Annotated in this window: 16 protein-coding genes and 2 pseudogenes; 15 read left to right on the top strand and 3 right to left on the bottom strand. The window is 68.9% G+C overall.

Going from position 1 to position 19,159, the window contains the following annotated elements; genetic code table 11:
- Nucleotides 1-99 precede the first annotated feature (99 nt).
- Nucleotides 100-1,803, bottom strand: a pseudogene (locus tag ABZ573_RS26205) (ATP-binding cassette domain-containing protein); the annotation flags it as partial.
- 150 nt (nucleotides 1,804-1,953) lie between these two features.
- Entirely contained in the window at nucleotides 1,954-2,436 is a 483-nt protein-coding gene (locus ABZ573_RS26200; protein WP_225852426.1) for an NUDIX hydrolase, read from the bottom strand.
- Between the two features lie 247 nt (nucleotides 2,437-2,683).
- Here ABZ573_RS26200 and ABZ573_RS26195 point away from each other — a divergent pair.
- The 15 genes and pseudogenes from ABZ573_RS26195 to ABZ573_RS26125 all read left to right on the top strand — a co-directional run.
- A pseudogene (locus ABZ573_RS26195) lies at nucleotides 2,684-3,343 on the top strand (helix-turn-helix transcriptional regulator); the annotation flags it as partial.
- A 629-nt stretch (nucleotides 3,344-3,972) separates the two neighbouring features.
- Entirely contained in the window at nucleotides 3,973-4,182 is a 210-nt protein-coding gene (locus tag ABZ573_RS26190) for a hypothetical protein (RefSeq protein WP_225852427.1), read from the top strand.
- On the top strand, nucleotides 4,182-4,640 hold the full coding sequence (locus ABZ573_RS26185) for a 2'-5' RNA ligase family protein (RefSeq protein WP_225852428.1): 459 nt from the start codon (nucleotides 4,182-4,184) through the stop codon (nucleotides 4,638-4,640). The genes ABZ573_RS26190 and ABZ573_RS26185 overlap by 1 nt, the downstream gene beginning before the upstream one ends.
- A 519-nt stretch (nucleotides 4,641-5,159) precedes the next feature.
- A complete protein-coding gene (locus ABZ573_RS26180; protein WP_151456700.1) occupies nucleotides 5,160-5,666 on the top strand; it encodes a hypothetical protein in 507 nt (168 codons plus the stop codon).
- 649 nt (nucleotides 5,667-6,315) lie between these two features.
- The gene (locus ABZ573_RS26175; RefSeq protein ID WP_151456701.1) at nucleotides 6,316-7,455 is read left to right on the top strand and encodes a DUF932 domain-containing protein; all 1,140 of its coding nucleotides are present in this window, start codon (nucleotides 6,316-6,318) and stop codon (nucleotides 7,453-7,455) included.
- Nucleotides 7,456-7,591: 136 nt separating this feature from the next.
- Entirely contained in the window at nucleotides 7,592-8,128 is a 537-nt protein-coding gene (locus tag ABZ573_RS26170) for a hypothetical protein (RefSeq protein WP_151456702.1), read from the top strand.
- 164 nt (nucleotides 8,129-8,292) lie between these two features.
- Nucleotides 8,293-9,990 (top strand): ParB/RepB/Spo0J family partition protein, encoded by a 1,698-nt coding sequence (locus tag ABZ573_RS26165; protein ID WP_151456703.1) that lies wholly within the window; start codon nucleotides 8,293-8,295, stop codon nucleotides 9,988-9,990.
- Between the two features lie 139 nt (nucleotides 9,991-10,129).
- Nucleotides 10,130-10,912 (top strand): hypothetical protein, encoded by a 783-nt coding sequence (locus ABZ573_RS26160; RefSeq protein ID WP_151457440.1) that lies wholly within the window; start codon nucleotides 10,130-10,132, stop codon nucleotides 10,910-10,912.
- Nucleotides 10,913-11,488: 576 nt separating this feature from the next.
- Nucleotides 11,489-11,818, top strand: coding sequence for a hypothetical protein (locus ABZ573_RS26155; RefSeq protein ID WP_151457439.1), 330 nt, complete (start codon nucleotides 11,489-11,491; stop codon nucleotides 11,816-11,818).
- A 273-nt stretch (nucleotides 11,819-12,091) separates the two neighbouring features.
- Nucleotides 12,092-12,769, top strand: a complete 678-nt coding sequence (locus ABZ573_RS26150) for a hypothetical protein (RefSeq protein WP_358121624.1) — start codon at nucleotides 12,092-12,094, stop codon at nucleotides 12,767-12,769.
- 498 nt (nucleotides 12,770-13,267) lie between these two features.
- Nucleotides 13,268-14,785, top strand: coding sequence for a hypothetical protein (locus ABZ573_RS26145; protein ID WP_151457437.1), 1,518 nt, complete (start codon nucleotides 13,268-13,270; stop codon nucleotides 14,783-14,785).
- A gap of 157 nt (nucleotides 14,786-14,942) precedes the next feature.
- A complete protein-coding gene (locus ABZ573_RS26140) occupies nucleotides 14,943-15,653 on the top strand; it encodes a hypothetical protein (protein WP_151457436.1) in 711 nt (236 codons plus the stop codon).
- An 84-nt stretch (nucleotides 15,654-15,737) separates the two neighbouring features.
- Complete coding sequence (locus ABZ573_RS26135) at nucleotides 15,738-16,250, top strand: hypothetical protein (protein WP_151457299.1); 513 nt, start codon at nucleotides 15,738-15,740, stop codon at nucleotides 16,248-16,250.
- 287 nt (nucleotides 16,251-16,537) lie between these two features.
- Nucleotides 16,538-17,179, top strand: a complete 642-nt coding sequence (locus ABZ573_RS26130) for a GGDEF domain-containing protein (protein WP_358121621.1) — start codon at nucleotides 16,538-16,540, stop codon at nucleotides 17,177-17,179.
- Nucleotides 17,180-17,326: 147 nt separating this feature from the next.
- Nucleotides 17,327-17,770 carry a hypothetical protein gene (locus ABZ573_RS26125; RefSeq protein ID WP_151457301.1) on the top strand — a complete coding sequence of 148 codons (444 nt, stop codon included), beginning with the start codon at nucleotides 17,327-17,329 and terminating at the stop codon, nucleotides 17,768-17,770.
- Nucleotides 17,771-18,592: 822 nt separating this feature from the next.
- Here ABZ573_RS26125 and ABZ573_RS26120 read toward each other — a convergent pair.
- Nucleotides 18,593-19,021 carry a hypothetical protein gene (locus tag ABZ573_RS26120; RefSeq protein ID WP_151457302.1) on the bottom strand — a complete coding sequence of 143 codons (429 nt, stop codon included), beginning with the start codon at nucleotides 19,019-19,021 and terminating at the stop codon, nucleotides 18,593-18,595.
- Nucleotides 19,022-19,159 lie beyond the last annotated feature (138 nt).

Here is a 19,159-nt window from a genome sequence, read left to right as displayed (position 1 = left end):
CAACACCCCCCGGATCATCCAAACGACAGGGGCAGTAAGTCATACCGGGCCGGGCGACCGAGGGTCCCCGGCTGGGGACGATCAAAAAGGTAACGGGGCGAGGGCGGACGACGGCTCGTCCATGATGAGCACGTCGGCGTCGCGGAGGAATCCGCGGGCGGCGGTGATGCGTTGCCACTGGCCGCCGGAGAGGTCCTGGCCGCCGGCGAAGGTGCGGTCGAGCAACGTCTCGTAGCCGTGGGGCAGGTCGGTGATCATGTCGTGGGCGACGGCGCGGTCGGCGGCGGCCTCGATGCGGGTCTGCTCGGCGTTGGTGGTGATGTCTCCGACGGCGATGTTCGTGGCGGCGGTGAACGGCCACTTGTGGTACTCCTGCGTCACGACCCCGATCCGCGCCCGCAGCGCGTCGGTGCCCCAGTCGTCGGCTGGTCGGCCGTTGTAGCCGATGGTGCCGCCGGTAGGGGTACGGAGGGTGGCGATCATAGTGGCGAGGGTGGACTTGCCGGAGCCGTTCTCCCCGACGAACGCCACCGTCTGCCCCGCCTCGATCCTTAGGCTGACCTGGTCGACGGCCGCGGTGTCGCGGTCCGGGTAGCGGAGACTCACCGCGTCGACGGTGATCTCCCGCAGCCGGTCCGCAGCGGGCGTCTCGGCGGCCAGGCTCGGGTGCGATGGCAGGTAGTCGGCGGCGCGGGTCATGAAGCCGGTGTAGTCGCGGAAGTGCTGCCCCTCGGTGTAGACGCGGTCGACCTGGAAGGTCACCACGGCCAGGGACCGTTGCGCGGACTGGACGGCGATGACGCAGGTCGCGGCGGCGGCGAGGGGGATCTGCCCGTCGATGAGCAACAAGCCGAGCAACACGTAGACCGCGGTGGTGGCGATCCCGCCGATCATCGCGCCGACGGTGGTGGTCGTGGTGACCCGCCGGGCCAGGGCGAGTTGAATGCCGGTCTCGACGGCCATGACCCGGTCGTACTGGTCGAGCAGGAACCCGCGCAGGCCGTAGGAGCGCAGTTCGGGGGCGGAGTCGCGTTCGGCCATCAGCCGGTGCAGCAGCCACAACCGCCGACGGCGTACCGATCCGGCGGCGTAGGTCTGGTAGCGCAGGTGCCCGGCGCGCAGCGACGCCCACCCGTTCGGCACGGTCGCCACCAGCAGCGCCAGGAGGAGCAGCGGGTGGACCACCACGACGGCGACGGCGACGGCGAGGACGCCGGCAAGGCCGGCGAGCAGGTTCATCGAGGCCTGCACCAGGCCGGTGGTGGAGTTCGCGCCGCGGGAGGCGCGTTCCATGTCGTCGGCGAACGCGTCGGCGTCGAACGCCTCCAACCGCACCGCCGTGGTCACCTCGAACAGGCCGCGCTCGATCTCCCGGTCCACCTTCGGGGTCAGGCCGTTCTGGGCGTACCCCATGGCGGTGGCCATGCCGGCCCGCAGCGCAGTCACCGCCGCGAGCGCGGCCAGGGCGGGCAGCGCGGCCGTGACCTTGTCGGCGGTCGGGCCGCCGGCGAACAGTTCCACCGCCACCCGCTGGGTGGCGAGGAGCCCGAACGCCGCCAGCACCCCCGCGCCGACCGTCGTGCCCGCCACCACCGACGTGCGGACCCGGTCGGCGCGCCACCTCACCACGAGCGCGGCCCAGACCAGGCGGGGCAGCTCGGAGAAGACGGCGAACAGACCGGCCTGCGCCCTGGCCCGCACTCCGGTCTCCCACCACACTTCCCGCAACTCCGGCAACACCGAATCCCGCTGTGGCGGCTCGGGACGGGCGGGCGTCCGGTCGGAGTGAACGGTTCTGGGCATGGCGATACCTCCCGAAGGTGAGCAGGGTGAACTGCGGTGGGTGGTGGTGTCTCGATGGCGGACGGCCGGACGCCCAGGCCCCATCGGTGATCTCGGCGGGCGCCGCCGAAGCCGCGCCTCCTGCAGGAAGAGCCCTCAGGTGGCCAGCGGTCAGGTGACCCGGACGCCGTCTTCGAGGTAGTAGCAACACCCGTCAGCGCGGGCGCGCAGCGCCTCGGCGATCCGGCGAGCCAACAGCGGCCGTAACCGCCGGGCGATCTGTAGCGGGTCGCACCACGCCCAGCCCTTCAACTCCCCGGGCGGCACCACGATCCATTCCGTCGCGGTGGCGTCGAGGGTGCCGCCGTCGTAGATGACCATGACGCCCTCGGTACGCCCGTCGCGGGCCGGTACCCAGTCCACGACGAGCAACCGGCCTGGCGTCAGGTCCACGCCGAGTTCCTCCCGGCACTCCCGGACCGCGGCCTGGTACGGCGACTCGTCAGCCTCGACGCACCCGCCGGGAATCTCCCAATCCGCCTTGTACACGGGTTCGACCAGCAGAACCCGCTCGTCCGCGTCGGTGATCAGCAGCCCGGCGGCCATCCGCTTACGAGGCAGATCGGCGGTGACATCGCGGCGTCCGGAAGGCATGCGGAGACGGTAGGGCGCGGCAGAGGCGACACGCCCGCAGCGCCGTGCGCCGACATTGTCGGCAGATTCCGACACCAACTCCGACACCGCCAGCACCGCCGCCCCAGCCTGCCGACAGCGGCGTCGAGAACCCGCGCGAGCACCGCCGACAGCCGGGCAGGGGCCGTCGCCGGCAGCTCGGAAAGTGTCACCCGGGGCAGCTATGGTGTTCGCTCATCGTGACCGCGGCAACCCGGGGGTGGCAACGATGGCCGACCACGACGAGATCACCACCGCCCGCCGCGCGCTCGGCCGCCACCTCGCCCACCTGCGCAAAGACGCCGACCACACCCAGCACAGCCTCGCCCGGCTCGTGCAGTACGGGCGCAGCTCGATAGCGAACACCGAGACCGGACGACAGCATCCCGAACGCCCGTTCTGGACCCGCTGCGACCACGTGCTTCGCACCGGTGGTGTGCTGACCGCCGAGTACGACCGCATCGCCGACCTGAACCACCGCCGCCACCGCCCGGCGGATCCCCCCGGCAGCACCAGCGCAGCGGCGTGGTGGGAGCCCGAGGACGCCATCACCGCCCGCCGGTCGGCGCTGACCACCGCCACCGACGACGACGCCCGGCTGGCGCACCTGGAGGACGAGGTCCGGCAGGCGATCGCCGACAACGAACGCTGCCCACCCGCCGTCCTCGTCGCCCGGCTACGCCCCCTGCGGGTCTGTGTCGACCAGCTGATGGCCGGCCGGCAGCACCCGCCACAACGCGCCCGGCTCTACACCGCCGCCGCACACCTGTCCGGGCTCCACGCCGCCCTCGCCCTGGACCTGCGCGCCTTCCGCGTCGCACACGCCTACGCCGCCGAAGCGTTCGACCTCGCCCACACCGCCGAGCAACCCGACACACAGGCCTGGGCCCGCGCCACCCAAAGCCTGATCGCCTTCTACACCGGCAACCACCGCGACGCGCTCGCCTACGCCGAAGACGGCCTCCGCCACGCCGGCACCGGCCCCCACCGGATCCGCCTCACCGTCAACGGACAGGCGCGGGCCCTCGCCCACCTCGGCGACCGCAGTGCCGTCGACCGGGCTGTCGGTCGGACGTTCGACCTGCTGGCCGAACACCCGTCGGACGGGCAGGTCAGCACCAGCCTCACCCTCGGCCCCTACTGCCCCACCCGGGCCGCGGCCAACGCGACGACCGCCTACCTGGCCCTCGGCCACACCACCGACGTCGCCGACTATCTCGCCACCGCCATCGCCGCCTTCGACACCGCCCAGCTACGCGGCCCGCAAGCCCTCAGCCGCCTCGACCTGGCCACCGCCCACCTCCACGCCGACGACCCCGACCAAGCGGCCGAACTGGCGATGCAGGCCCTCACCCTCACCGCCGAGCACCGCTTCGAATCCGTCCACCAACGCACCCACCAGTTCCTCACCACCGCCCACCCCCTGCGCCACCACCCGCAGATACAGGACGTCGCGAACCTGCTCGCCGACCGCACACGCCCCCGCACGGCGCCACCAGCGGGCCTACGATCGCCGACATGAGCAGCCGGGAACCGACTAGCCTGCGGCAACGGTGGACCGCCTACCAGGACCTGCCCACCCTCACCGAGCACTGGTACTGGCGTCCCGGCTGGCACACCGGCCGCCACTTCTACACCTGGCACCCACCTTCCAACAGCAGCCCGCACTCCACCACCACGTCACCAACCTTCAACAGCAACTCGCCCCGCTGCCGGGGCTGGACCTAGTGCCGCTCGACGGCCTGCACCTGACCACGCAAGGAATCGGCTTCACCGACGAGGTACCCGACAACGACATCGACGCGATCGTCGCCGAAGCCCGCCAGCGGTGCGCTGCCCTGCCACCGCTGGAGCTGTCCCTCGGACCGGTCGACCCTGACCCCGAAGGCATCGGCCTGCTCGTCCAACCCTGGAACCCCGTCGAGCGGGTCCGCACCACCATCAGGGCCGCCATCGCCGCGGTGTGGCCCGTCGTTCCCGAACCAGCCGACGAAATCCGGCCCCACGTCACGATCGCCTACAGCAGCGCGCCCGCACCCACCGCGCCGATCCGCGCCCGGCTGACCGAACTGCGACACCTACCCCCCGTGACGGCGACGATCAGCGAAGTCTCACTGATCGCACTACGCCGGGAAGACCGCACCTACCGATGGTCGACCGTCGCCACCGCGCCCCTGAACGGATAAAGCCCGCCGGTCAGCACGTGATGCCGGTGAGACGGGCGACAGCGGTGTTCGCCGCGAGCCAGCCCGACACGTTCCCGCAGTCCTAGTAGTCAGCGCAGACGGCCAAGACGAGTACGTCGTGGTCGGCGGCATCGGCGTTGGCCACGTCTGTCGTCAGGAACTCGCCGGCCTCTCCGCCTCGCCCCTCGACTGGCGGATCGGAAGCATACGCGCGGTGCAGACGCCCCGGTTCTCGGCCGCCGGCCAACCGCGGCCCATAGGGTCGGCCCAGCGCACCCAACCCAGCGCCCTGAGCACCACCCACGATGCGCTGGCCGTGGTGCTACGCGCTCAGCGATCGGAAGGTCTGAGACTCAACTGCTAGCATCAGAAGCTCTTCGGCCTCACGTTCACGGCGTTTGCGGTGTGAGGTTGGGTTGTTGGTTGTTTCAGGCGGCCGGGGGGTTGCCACTTCGTCCGCGCGAGCGGATGAAGTCCCCCGGTCGTTTCCACCGCTGGACAGTCGCGGGCAGGGGCAGCATGGAGATCCGGAACATCGGTGGTCAGCCGCACACCGACATCGCCGGGGCGGCCGAGTTCACACGTCGTTCCGAGGCGACGGTCCGACTCAAGACCTCACCCAAGCAACGCGAGCAGGGCTCTGGTTGGCCCGCGCCAGTCAAGCAAGACAAGAAGTCCTGGTTTCCCATCGACGAGCTGAATCGCGTCCGGGACATCCTGCTGCCACAGATCGGCGAGTCCACGAGAGCACGTGTTCATCACGTTGACCTTGACGGCGACCCAGAGGAATTGATTTCCGCTTCCGAGTTTCGGAGACTTCTCGACATCAGCCAAGGGGCATGGGCCAGGTACGTCGATCTGAGCAGAGCGGCATGGAGAGGCCAAAAGGATGGCTACCTGCCCTTCTTCGATGACGAAAAACCGGCCCCTGTGCAAGGCAAAATTCGCTATTGGAAGCGCCGCCGCGTGCAAGAATGGATCAACAACAGGGCTACCAGCCTGCGAGATCCTGGACAGCCCGAGTGAACCACCACTGCACTAGCTGACGAGTGATCGACCGCTCTCGTCTATTGAGTCACACCGCCCGCCTCCGCTACCCGGAAGTCCTCCTCCGGCCGGGTTAGCGCTCCGCTGCATTATTCGACTTTAATCGGCGTTTCGCCCTGCAAGCATGGCGACAGCGTCCGTCGTGAACCACCCAGCAACCCGCCGTACCGACCGGGCACCCTGTCTAGCTGAGGTCAAAAACTATCACCGGCGGAAGGGGTGGCGTTCGCGGCTTTCCGGGTGGCGCTCCCAGGTGAAGGCCGCCGACGGCTGAGGTGAGGTCAACTGCGCCACGGTGGCAGTGGCCGAACGAATTCCGGCCGTAACACGAAAGCCGACTTAGTCGCATGCCCACAACCAAGATTGCCGCCAATCGCGCAACAAATGTTTACTTTCCGTCACGCAGACATCCGCCTCACCACACCTCACGACGGACCACCCACACCTTTGGGTCAACATCTGCCACCATGCCAAGCGAATTCAACACGAGATTCATCCAGAATCGTTCACAAGGAAGTGCCACCGAGTGGACAGACAAGCGCTCATGATGTACCATTAAATACATGAGGGAGGGGCGGCAACCCCCGACCGAATGACCAACAATTCCAACCTCACCGAAGGAAGTGCCGTGAGCGACACGATCAGCACCATCCCCCTGTCGGCCCGACACGCCTCCCTGGCGGACCTGACCGCCATCCTCAATCAGCAGCAGGGCCACAAGCTCGACATCGTGGCCGGCACCGGGATGCTGCGAGCCGAAGCCGGCCACCTGCGCATCACGGGGGCAGAGCCGGTCCTCACCGACACCGGGGTCACCTCCGCCGATGGGCTGTACCTGCCCACCGAACTCGGCGACGCCGGACTCGGCGAGAAGCTGGGCATTCCCACCGCCTACCTCCGCAAGACCCGCGCCCAGGCGCTGCACCTCTACGACACCAACGTCAACGGCTGGCTCGATCTCCAACACGGCAAGCGATACCTCGCCCGCTGCCTGTCCGACGGCAACGGCGGCGGCATCCTGCGCGCCTTCCTCAGCGACGGCTACAAGATCATCGATCACCTGGACGTGTTGATGTCCGCACTGACCGGCATCCGTGAGTCCGGGCTACGGGTGAACCTCGCGTGCGACCTGAGCGAGCGGCGCATGGTCGTGCGGGTTCACTCCGAGGCGATCAAGTCGCTGGCCCCGACTCTGCTGCGCAACTACCGCAGCCCTTTCACCGGAGCGACCGGGGCGGACAACCCGACTGTCTTCGCTGGGCTCGTCTTCACCAACAGCGAGACCGGTGCCGGCGCGATGACCATCACTCCGCGCATCGTCGTTCAGGTCTGCGACAACGGCGTGACCGTCACCAAGGATGCCCTGCGTGCGGTTCACCTGGGCGCGAAGATGGACGAGGGAACGATCCGGTGGAGCAACGACACCCACGAGGCGAATCTCAGCCTCATCGGTAAGCAGGCCCGCGACGCCGTGCGCCGCTTCCTCGACGTCCGCTACGTCCGCCGCAAGATCGAGGAGATCGAGGAGAAGGCGGGCCGGCGCATCCCGGACCCCGACCACACCATCCGCGTCGTCGGGCAGCGGCTTCGCTTCACCGAGGACCAGCAGCGCCTGATCCTGAACCACTTCATCGACGGCGGGGACCGAACCGCCGGGGGCATGCTGCACGCGGTCACCAGCGCCGCGCAGACCCTCAGCGACCCCGATGCCGCGTTCGACATGGAAAGCGTCGGCATCCGGGCCATGGAGATCGCTGCCACGCTCTGACCGTTGGGCGGGTGCCGCCGCCAGCGGCACCCGACCCCCAGCGGCCCGCACCCGCACTTCCGCCGGTGTTCCCGCTTCGCACGCTCGGTTGTCGCGTGCCATCCCGTGCCGATCTTCTCCCACCGATGGAGCACCCATGCCCATGTTCATCGGGCTGCCTCACGGCGTATCACTGCCCCGAAACCTCGCAGAGCCCGACGCGCGACACCTCGTATCCGTACTCGCCCGCACCTTCCAGTGGACTGGCCCCCTGTTCGGCCGCGCGGAGGTCGAGGCGTACCTACACGCCCAGGCAGACGACCCCGCCACCCTGCCCAGCCCCGCACTGACCGAAGAGAACTGGCAGCGCGTGCAAAAGACCGCCGCGTGGAAGGGCCTCGCCCTCGATGCCCGCCGCGCGATCGTCACCGCCGACGTCATCGGTCAAGCCCTCCGGCAGGCCGGATGCTGCTGCACCCACTGCGACACCCCGATTTCCGGCCCACCAACCGCCAACTGGGGCCTGTGCCCCGTCTGCCTGAACCGCGCACACCTCGCCGACCTACAGCTCATGCCGTGCCCGGCAGGCGACGGTGCCAGCAAACACCGTTGGGACGGCGGCACCTGCACCGACTGCACCATGCCGTCACCACCCAACCGCCCACACCTCACCGCCCTCGCCACAGCCGCCTGACTGGTCCAGCCCGGTTCCTTGACAACTCCACAGCGACCCGCGCGTAGCCCACCACCACCGCTGCCTTCGGTAGCGGTCCCACGAACCACCGGAGTGCTCTGGACGGCAACCCCAGACGCGCCCCGGCCAACCAACACACCCACAAACCGAAGGGAGCACGAACCGTGCTCACGGAAACCGCACCCGCACCAGAGATCGACAACGAAGCCCCAGATGACCGCCCGGACGCCGTCGACCTTCCCGAGATCGCCGAGGCAGCGACGACCGACAGCGACGCCCGGTCGCAAGGCACCGGCGACGACCAGGACATGCCCGAGCTGCCCGGCCGGCACTGCATGGTCGAGGTCGCCAACATCAAGCCCAACCCGGGTAACGCCCGCGACGACGCGCAGGCCCTCCCCGGCATCGTGCAGAACCTGCACCAGGACGGTGTTCGCGGCCTGCTCTCGCCGCTGATCGTCACGCCGCTCGGGCTCGGCGACGACGACGGTCCGTACCTCATCATCGACGGCGAGCAGCGCTACTGGTCCGCCGTCGAGGCAGAGCAGAAGTGGATCCAGGTCATCGTTCGTGACGACCTGGCCGCCAACCGCGAACAGCTCATCAGCATGCTCCGGCAGGTCCACCGCACCGACCTCACCGCCGCCCAGCAGGCCCGAGGCATCCAGCAACTCGCCCTCGACGGCATGAACGACGACGACATCGCCCGACACACCGGCTACCGGCCAGAGCAGATCAAGGCCGGGCGGCAGCTCGCCACCCTGGACAAGCGCACCACCGAGCGCACGCACACCCTCGGGCTCGACCTCACCCAGGTCGCCGCGCTTGCGGAATTCGCCGACGAACCCGAATGCGTCGAGACGCTGTTGGACGAGGCCGAGAATGGGCCCTTCGCCTTCGCCCGTGCCGTCGAGCAATATCGCGGCACGCGCGCCGCCATCGCCGCAGAAGCCGCCCGCCGCGCCGAACTGGTCGCCGCCGGAATCACGCTGCTGTCCGAGCACCCCCGATACAACGACCCCAAGATCAAGGAGGTCAGCGACCTACGCGACGCCGAGGGCAACCACGTCGACCCCGAAGGGCACAACGGCTGCCCCGGCCATGCCGTCCGACTGTTCCTCACCCACGACGACCGACGGACGGAAACCATCTACTGCACCGACTGGCGCGCGCACGGCCACGCCCTGCCCGCCTACGCCGTGACCTCCACCCGCAGTGGTCCCATGACCGAGCAGGAGAAGGCCGAACGGCGACTGGTCATCGAGAACAACAAGGCCATGGAGGTCGCCAACACGGTCCGCCGTGAATGGTTGGCGACGTTCCTGACCGCCAAGACCCCGCCGAAAGGCACGGCGAAGCTGATCGCGGAGATGCTGGCCGACTCCGGCTACATCCTCTCTACCTGGGTCAACGGCGGACGGAAGATGCTCGACGAACTCCTGTCACCGGGCAAGACCAAGCGACCCGGCACCAAGCGCGTCCCCGCGCGAGGTGTCAGCGACGGCCGTTACTCGGTCATCTCGCTCACGGCAATCGCCGCCGCCAACGAAAGTGGCATCACCCGGTCCTCCTGGCGGGCACCCGACCCGGCGGTCGCCAAGTGGTTGCAGTGGTGCGTCTCCAACGGCTTCCAAGTCGGCGAGGTCGAACAGCTCATCATCGACTCCGTCGCCAACCGCACGAAGCAGCGTGCCGACCTCAGCGTCGTCACGGCCCCGGAGCCCGACGAGCTGCTGTCTGGGCTCGACACCGACACCGCCGACAACGAGATCGCGCCCCGGCCGGACGAGGGGACGCCCAGCCCCTCGGACGACACCGACGAACCTGCCGGGTCCGCGCCCGAAAGCCGTCTCGCCGCCTGATACCGCCGGTCGGGGGCCACACCAAGCCCCCGACCGGCCCCCTCCCCCGGCTCCCCACTCCCCCGCCGTCCGCCCAGCACGGCACAACGAGCCCTCGCCGGTCAGACCCACATGCCCGACAGCACCCGAACGGACCGTCATGCCCACCCAGAACCCGAACCCGCGCCCAGCACTCAGCACCTCCAAGAAACACCTGCACGTCGTCCAATACTCCGGAGGCATCGGAAGCTGGGCCGCCGTCCAACGCGTCGCCGCCCAACACGGCACCGACCGACTCGTCCTACTCTTCGCCGACGTCCTCACCGAAGACCCAGACCTATACCGCTGGCTGCACGACAGCAGCGCACAACTCGGCGTACCCATCACCCGCGTCGCCGGCGGCCGCACCCCCTGGCAGCTCTTCCACGACGTCCGCTACCTCGGCAACAGCCGCATAGCCCCCTGCACCGTCACACTGAAAATCCGACCCTGCCGACGCTGGCTAGACGCCCACGCCGACCCGGCATCCACCACCCTGTACATCGGCCTCGACGCCTCAACCCGCGACCGCCGCCGCGCCCCCGCCATCGCCACCGGCTGGAACCCCTGGACCACCCGCTTCCCCCTACTCGACCCGCCGCACCTGACCAAGCAGGAACTGTTGGACTCGGCCCGGCAACTCGGACTACGCCCACCACGGCTCTACGACCTCGGCCTACCACACAACAAGTGCGGAGGAGCATGCGTCCGCGCCGGCAAACACCACTGGGCACGACTACTACACGTCCTGCCCGACCACTACACCGCCGCCGAAGCAGCCGAAACCCAACTACGCGAAAAACTCGGCGACGTCGCCATCCTCACCAAACAACGCCACCGCCAACGCCACCGACTCCCCCTGACCGAGCTGCGCCGCCGCCTCGCCACCGGGCAGCAACCGTGACCTTCGCCCACCACCGCCAGCCGGAAAGTCGACGGCTGGTGCCAACGCTGGCACCAGCATTCCCTGCGGCGCCACGACAGCCCAGGCTTCGAGCCTGACCGATAAACGGTGGCACCGGCCGCCGCCTCCGCCACGGGCTCACCGACCGCGCCAAGCGGGCCGCGATCCCTCCCGCTGTCCTCAACCCAGATATTGCCTCGGCCCGCCCTGGTCCAGACCGTTGCTCCCGCAGACAACGGCCGACCCGGCCGCTCGCTACGCTCGCAACCAGCCGCGTCGGCCTGCCAGCTCCGCCGTCCGCCCTACGATGGATCGCCCGCCACCACCCGAACAGGCCCGCCGCCCAGCGAACAACGCTCTGACCTTGGCAAAAGATCCTTAAAGCGGGTATAATAATAGCTATTCTGCTGAAGATGGCGAACCTTCATCAGAAGCCCACACGCCGGCCCCAAGGAGTTAGTCATGCCGCCCAGACCCCTCACCGATTCGGAACGCGCGAGGGCGCGTCACCTACCGTTGTGTCGTCACTGGCAGTGCCACGCGACGCGACCCCAGCTACTCGACGCGCAGGCAGACGTGGTGATGATCCGCGACTGCGCCGGCCAGTACCACCTGTTCCGCGATGGCACCGACCACGGCTTGATCCTCAAAGCCGACAAAGACCGCTGGTCGCTGACCCGAGAGCGCCATGCCCACATCGCCTCAGCCGAAGGCGAACGCTGGGAGCTCGTCGCCGAGTCGACCCCCGTGTGCGCCGGCGGATGGGACGCGCTGCGACGCGAGTACGTGGCACGCCACCTGCCGAGCGGACGGGTGATCGCACGATGCGACACGCAGTACGGCCTACTCGCCCGAGCCGCCCGCCGCCACCTTCGCGTCACCACCAGCAACCCACCAAACCAGTGACGCCACCGGCGCGCATCGCCGAATCCTGCGCCGTCAATGCTCGCAGCGCCGGGCCGCTGACGGGCAGGGCAACGGCCGGGGGGTTAGTTTGGCGAACTCCCCCCGGCCGCCTGGTGCCGACGCCACACAGGCCCCCAAAGGCCCATACGCCGAGCACGTGCCCGCCATTCTACGACAGACCGATCATCGACCAACGAAGCAGTAAGCATGGTCAACGCCCGCCTCGCCCATCCCCTACAGCCGTCCCATCGACCGATACGGCATCATCGGCGCATGCCCACCCGCGATGCCCACAGCGGTAACCACGTAGGTCGCACCCAGGCGGCGGCGATGCTTGGCATCTCCGTCAGCCACTTGGACCGGCTCTACGGCGAACGGGCCACCAACGGCTTCCCTGAGCGCGTCGACGGCACCAGATGGCGCACTGACGACATCGCCGCCTTCCAGCTACCCCGAGACAAGGCCCGACGCGCCGCCAGCGCCGCCGTGGACCGCAGCGGCGATCCCGACGAACTCGTCAACACCACCACCGTCGCGCACATGCTCGGCTATCAAAGCGTCGACTCCCTGCAAGGACGCAATCGGATCTGGCCGCTCCTGCTGGAGCGCGTCGACGACGAATCGCTGACTCCCACCGGCCGTAAGCGCCGCCGCTGGAGGCGCCGCACCGTGTGGGAGATCGCCGACAGCCGCACCGGCCAGGGCGCGCCCCACACCGGTCGTCCCCGGGCCACTCCCCACGGCCACCCAGATCGCTCCGGCGACCCCGACGAACTCGTCGGCGCCGCTGAGGCCGCACGCGTGCTGGGATACAACCACCCGACCGCCCTGCCCGACGAAGTGCTTCGTCAGGCAGACGAAGACACCACCGGCCCAAAAGGCCGCCACCGCCGCAAGTGGAAGCGCGCGACGCTCTGGACAATCCTCGATCAATCAGAGCAGCGCCGATAGCTTCCCGCCAGACTCGAAACCGGCACCCGCTCGCACTGCCCGCCGGTCGGTGGCGGGTCGCAGGCCCGGTCCTGACGGACCGGAAACCGGAAGCGGCCTCCGGCCGCACTGCCAAAACCCCTTCTTCCTTCGGTGGGGGCCCAACAGGCTAGCGACGTGCTCGCTCCGGTCAAGTCCGGGCGCGGCTCGCAAAACATCATGCACACCCCGCATGATCTTTTCCTCGAAACCCCGCGCCCGAACTTGACCTCCACTGCGCGCGCCGCGGGACGAGTGAACTCGCCCCCACCGCCGAAAGAAGTGGGGGACGCCGCCAGGGCCGCACGCCGCGAGCTGGTCGGCGTAGCCGCCGGCATCCCACCAGCAAGATCATAAAATCTCACGTCCGAACAGGACGGACACAGGTAGCCAACAGACGCCGAAACGGGTATAGTAAGAACTGTTCGGAGGGGACGGCGAACCCCCACCGCACACCACACACCAACCCCAAGGAGACGCATGGCCATCCATGACGACACCCTGCCAGCCATCGAGGGATACGGCTGCGCGACCTGCGGCGTACCCCTGACGGTCATCACCACCCACGGCGAGAGGACGTTCCACCACCCCGATCACAGCCCTCAGGACCACGATCCCCACCCGATTCCCCTCGCACAACTCGCCAACTCGCAAATGATGTGCGACTTCTGCTCCGCGCCGCACCCCGTCGCAACCTTCACCTTCGGCAACCTCGACGTAGCGATGTCGACCGACGCGGCTGGTGTGCGGATGCACAACCTCGGCAACAGTTGGGCCGCATGCGAGATCTGCGCCCGCCTGGTCGAGCAGCGCGACCCCGAAGGGCTCACCCGACGCGCACACAAGCGGGCTCGCCGCCACCATGGCCGCGTGGCAGGCGCACGGGTGCTACGACCCCTGCACCAAGCACTATTCGCCGCCACGCCCAACACTCCCGTACGGCGGCCTCTGTCGAGCCACGATGCGACTCCCCCCGTCGTCGGCTCCCTCAGCGACGCCCCCGCCGCGCCCGAATTTCGCTCACTGCGCCCGCAGATGCTGCCCAAGGTGCGGAATCGGCTGGTGCGCTTCTGGCGGACCTCCGGTCAGGGGTACCTACTCGACGTGGTCGCCAGCGGTGAGAGATACAAGGTCCCCGGGCACGTGTTTCCCGGTGCCGACCTCCACGCGCCGGCCGCATTCGTGGACGCCCGCGACCCCGAGCCGCTACGGCAGTACACCGCACTCATGGCCAATCACGTCGAGAACGCGCGGATCTTCTGGATTGACCCCGACTTCACCACCCTCGCCGCGCACGCCGCACGCGACCTTCCGGACGTACGCATCGAGCCGGTGGAAATGCCCGCCCCCGACGGACTGCTCATCTGGCACACCCCGGTCTACCAACCGACCGACCTGCAAACCGGCATCACGGTACCGATCATCGCGGCACAGTGGGGACCAGTCCCCGGCGGAGTGTGGATCACGTTCTACACCCCCGCCGAAGTCCTCGCGCAGGGCCGGCAACTCACCGAACCCGACCTGCAAGGACTCCGCGAGCGCATCGGATGGCTGGTCCCGGTCAGCACCGGCGCGGGACTGCGGTTCGGCCAGCCCTACACGCCCGCCAGCGAACAGACCCGCCTCATGCTGTGCTCACTGATCGCCACGTGGATCCTCACCACGCAACCAGACGCGGAGATCACCGACGAGCCGGCCGACAAGGCGACCCGCAAGGCGTACCAGCGCACCAACCGGCCCGCCCCCCTCGTACGACTCGTGCGGCTACGCCGCAAACATCAGCCACGACGCGACACCAGCGGCGACACACCGACGCGCGTCTACACCCGCCGATGGTGGGTGTCCGGGTTCTTCCGTGAGCAGCCCTGGGGACCCGGCCGCGCGCTACGGCGCCGCACCTACGTCCGCCCCCACGTCAAGGGACCGGCCGACGCGCCGCTCATCCTGAGCCAGCAGGTACACGTACTCGGCGACCCCGCAAATCAGAACAAGCCGTGACAGCACCCGGGGGAGTCGTCACGCACGACTCCCCCGGGCCGCACCACCCACGGCGCAACCAGGTAGACACCCACCATCGGAACGGGTATAGTAATAATTGTTCAGGCGGGACGGCGAACCCCACCGGGACAACCACCAAAACCCCTAGGAGACCCCTGTGAGCAGTCACCAACTCGACGCCCTCCCCGGCCGGGACGGCTACATCGTGCGCGTGGGGTGGGACCGCCCGTTGCACAGCTTCTTCGCCCAGGTGATCAACACCGGCGTCCTGGACGAGGAAAGCCCCGACGCCATGCCCGTCTGGCTCGGCGCAGAAGAATGCATCACCGACCCGGAAACCGTCATCGAGGCCGTGCGTCCGTATGCCGCCATCCCCGACACCCTGCGCGCCGACCTGGAGGCGGATCGAGCGTGGGAGGGCACCCGGGCACGGCCTGGATTCGCGCACACGGTACCGGTGATCCCCGGCCCGGCCCCGCTCGAACTGACGGCCACCCTGACCTACCCGACCACCGGCGGCAGCCTGGTCACATGCCCGCTGCGGGTGTACCGCACCGGCATCTTCTCCGTCACGGTCGTCGTCACCGACACGACCTCCCGCACCCCGTCACGGACGCAGCGCATCATCCGCGCCCTGAGCCGCAGCAACACCCCGGGTCGGACGCCGGACACGGACCACGCCGCCACCATTCACGCCCTACTCCGTGCCGCCTTCGGCGAGGAGCACGTCGAGTACATCCAGTACACGCCGCACCAGAGCGGCGAAGCCTTCCACGCGTTCCGAATCGCCCACGACGGCAGCACGGTCCGCGAGGCAATCCCGCTCAACGACATGCTGCGCCGCTTCGGCGCGGACATCACCCCCTAGGGCCGGGCACGCCCCACCCGCCCACCCGACCGCCGGTGCCGGCCGGGCCCTCCGGCCGGCACCACCCGAGCCAGAAAGACCCTCATGCTCGAGATTCCCATCCCGGTGACGCTGCGGCACCGCCCAACCGTCGGCGGCCTGGTCGTGCCATGGATCACCATGCAAATGCCCGACGGCCGACACCGGTTCGGAGCCATCGACGCCGAACGGCTCCTAGCAGCCCTGACCGACCGCATCTGCCAAACCTGCGGCTACGAGATGTCCCCGCCGTTCGTCTTCGCCATGCGAGACGTCGACCTCTCCCGGCTCATCTCGACAGAGCCCGCCATGCACCCTGAGTGCGCCCAATACAGCGTGACAGCATGCCCCATGCTCGCCGGCACCATGACCCGCTACCGCACCCAGCCACCAGACGCACCCGCATCCACCGGCGACCCGGCCGGCGTCCGCTCAGGCCACGCCGCCCAGGCCTGGCGGCTGCTCTGGACCAGCGGTTACCGGCGAATCTGGGATCACCGAACGCACACGCCCGCCGCTCAAATCCTCATCACGCAACTGCACCGCGTGCAACAGATCAAGCCACCCACCACCGACTAGCAAACAAGCACCGACCGGCGGCGACCCACCCCGGCCGCCGCCGGTCGGTGGCGGGTCGCAGGCCCGGTCCTGACGGACCGGAAACCGGAAGCGGCCTCCGGCCGCACGCCGCGAGCTGGTCGGCGTATCCGCCGGCATCCAACCATCAAGATCATAAAATCTGAAGTCCGAACAGGACGGACACAGGTAGCCAACAGACGTCGAAACGGGTATAGTAAGCACTGTTCGGAGGGGACGGCGAACCCCCACCGCACACCACACACAAACCCCTACGAGGGAGAGCACACATGCTCACCGCATCCACGATCCTGCTCGCAACCACCACCGCGTCATGCATCGCCCTTCTCATGCGCAACGCGAAGCTTCGCGCAGACCTGGCCACCGCCCGCCACGAAGCCGACCACGACGCGCTGACCGGACTGCCGAACCGCCGCGCCCTGCTCCGGCACCTCAACACCCTGCTCGCAGACCCCGCCCGCCCGGTAGCCGTCGCTCTTCTCGACCTCAACCGCTTCAAAGAGATCAACGACGAACACGGCCGCACCGCCGGGGACCTCGTGCTCTGCCAGGTAGCGAACACCCTGACAGCGCTCGACCTTTCGCGCGCGAAGGTCGGTCGAATGGGAGGCGATGAGTTCATGATCATCACCGACGACGGCATGCAGACCGCCCGGATCAACGCCAAGGCCGCCGCTCAGGCTCTCGACGCAGCGACGGTCGCCCTCGGGGAAACGAACTTCGGTTGTTACGCCAGTCTCGGGCTCGCCCTCGCGGACCACAACGAGGTGACCGCCGCCGACCTACTCAGCCGAGCAGACGCAGCCATGTACGCGGCCAAGCGACGCGGCGGAGGCGTCAAGGAGTGGCACCCCAACATCGGCGCGACCGTCGCCACGAAGCGCCCTAAGCAGCGCCGCCGCTACCGGTAGCCGGCATCCGTTCGGGTGGCCCGAAGCACTGAAGAGGCCTCCGGCCACCCGGACGAAAAAGCCCTCAGCGGTTAAGCAACAGGTGTTCGAGGGGGGACAGCGAACCCCGCTCGAACACCCCACCAAACCCCACAGCAGGAGTCCCCCATGGCAGCACCAGCCGGCCCCACCATGCTCCTACCAACCCTGCCCGCCGACCAGCGCACACGGCACATCCTTCACCTGCTCGACACTGCCCGCCGCCGCATGGCACAGGCGCTTACCGTCCTGCACCTCTGCGAGCACGCCCCGACGTGGCCCACTACACGCATCAACAACACCGCCGCCGCCATCGAGCTACGCGCCGCCACCGTCGCCCTGATCAAGTACGCCCGCCGCCACCACTGCGACGCCTGCAACCCCGGCCGCATGCGCCACACACTGCGCCTGGCCGCCCTCCTGCTCGACCTCTGGCAGAGCAGCAAACACCACGCGCAGCGACCCGACCTGTACTCGATCACGCTCGCCCACCGCGCCGAACGACTCTTCGGCGATACCGCCGGATGGGTCACCACCGGCGACCACCGCCGCCTCCTCGGTCAAACCGACTGATCAGCGCGCGGCCCGGCCGCCAACTCGGCGGCCGGGCCGCCGCACCGCGACGGCGTCGGCGCGCATCGAGCACGCCGCCGCCGGCTGCCGCTCCCGCCCCTCACCCCACGGACGCACCGTCAATGGAAGGCAGAATCTTGAGTCCCCTCAGCCGCACCGATCGGATCACCATCGCTCACGTCTGCCAGGACTGGGCTCCCAACTATCACAATGGTCCGTTCGCCTTCTCCACCGCTGACACCGTCCGCTACCTCGCCGACGGCCACCTAGAAGCCCTCACCGACCGGCACGGCCGAGACACCATCTGGCGCGCGGTCGCCGCACACCTCGCCGCCCACCCCGACACCCTCACCGCGCCCCGCACCACGCAGGCACTACGCGATCAGCGCCGAGCGCGACGCCCGGGCCGCCGCTCACCTGGACGCGGCCCGCGACCACCACCGCCGGGACCTGCCGTATGAAGCACTCGCCCTCATCGACCGCGCCGAGCTGTGCTCGCCCTCATACGACAACTTCGACCGCTTCCGCGCCAGCGTGCACCGCAAGTTGCCCCCGCACACCCCTACCAACCTGGACGGGACCGAGCTGCGCTACCGCCACACTCTCCCCTTGGCCCGCCCCACAGCGCCCGTCGCTTTCCACGGCGCGCGGGAGCAGCAGTGGGTCTACCCCGGTCGACAGGTCATCGTCGGTCCCTGGCCCGCCCCTACCTCCGAGCAGTGCACCGCAGTGGAACAGGACGGACTCTGGCTGGACGAAGGAACTGCCCTCGTGTGCCCTGGCTGCGGGCTGGACATGACCTGATCCGCGCTCGCCTTCCGCTCAGCCGCCGGCCGTCGGTCCGGCGGCTGACGCCGTGTCGTCGACCAGGCCCCCGCGCGAGAAGTTGTCCGCCACGCGGGGACGGCCGCGACGACGCGGCACCACCACGCCGAGCTGCGCGACGCGCTCCCGTACCGCTGCCCCGTCCGCCGTGCGCCGCAGCGCACGCACCCTGCTCACGTCCACCCCGGACAACTCAGCGGCTAACGCGTCATCACGCAGAACCGCCGCCAGGACCACCACCGACAGCTCATGCGCCGCCGTCGCGTCGCGGACCTCCCCGTCGAGCTTCGCCAGCATTTCAGCGCGCCGCTGCGCGACCTCGGCGACCGCCGCTCCGGACTGCGCGACGGCCCGCACCGCGCGCCGCTCCACCTCTTGCCGCGCCCGAAGTGCGCGGACCGCGTCATTCCCCGTTTGACTTGCCATGCAACGACCGTACCGACATTCCACGACCGCCAACACATTCCCAGCCCATCAATCTGCCAATTTGTTCGACAGTAGCCGCAATTCCAGAATTCATTTGCCAAGCGCTTCCCACCTAGCCACACATACGCCTGCCTGCCC

It is taken from the genome of Micromonospora sp. NPDC007220, from assembly GCF_040634035.1.
Classification (GTDB): Bacteria; Actinomycetota; Actinomycetes; order Mycobacteriales; family Micromonosporaceae; genus Micromonospora; species Micromonospora reichwaldensis.
This window is presented reverse-complemented; position numbering and strand designations above follow the sequence as displayed.

Coding starts and splice junctions, on each gene's coding strand:
- ABZ573_RS26200 (WP_225852426.1), bottom strand. CDS start 2,436: ATGCCTTCCGGACGCCGCGATGTCACCGCCGATCTGCCTCGTAAGCGG.
- ABZ573_RS26190 (WP_225852427.1), top strand. CDS start 3,973: ATGAGCAGCCGGGAACCGACTAGCCTGCGGCAACGGTGGACCGCCTAC.
- ABZ573_RS26180 (WP_151456700.1), top strand. CDS start 5,160: ATGGAGATCCGGAACATCGGTGGTCAGCCGCACACCGACATCGCCGGG.
- ABZ573_RS26170 (WP_151456702.1), top strand. CDS start 7,592: ATGCCCATGTTCATCGGGCTGCCTCACGGCGTATCACTGCCCCGAAAC.
- ABZ573_RS26160 (WP_151457440.1), top strand. CDS start 10,130: ATGCCCACCCAGAACCCGAACCCGCGCCCAGCACTCAGCACCTCCAAG.
- ABZ573_RS26150 (WP_358121624.1), top strand. CDS start 12,092: ATGCCCACCCGCGATGCCCACAGCGGTAACCACGTAGGTCGCACCCAG.
- ABZ573_RS26145 (WP_151457437.1), top strand. CDS start 13,268: ATGGCCATCCATGACGACACCCTGCCAGCCATCGAGGGATACGGCTGC.
- ABZ573_RS26135 (WP_151457299.1), top strand. CDS start 15,738: ATGCTCGAGATTCCCATCCCGGTGACGCTGCGGCACCGCCCAACCGTC.
- ABZ573_RS26130 (WP_358121621.1), top strand. CDS start 16,538: ATGCTCACCGCATCCACGATCCTGCTCGCAACCACCACCGCGTCATGC.
- ABZ573_RS26125 (WP_151457301.1), top strand. CDS start 17,327: ATGGCAGCACCAGCCGGCCCCACCATGCTCCTACCAACCCTGCCCGCC.
- ABZ573_RS26120 (WP_151457302.1), bottom strand. CDS start 19,021: ATGGCAAGTCAAACGGGGAATGACGCGGTCCGCGCACTTCGGGCGCGG.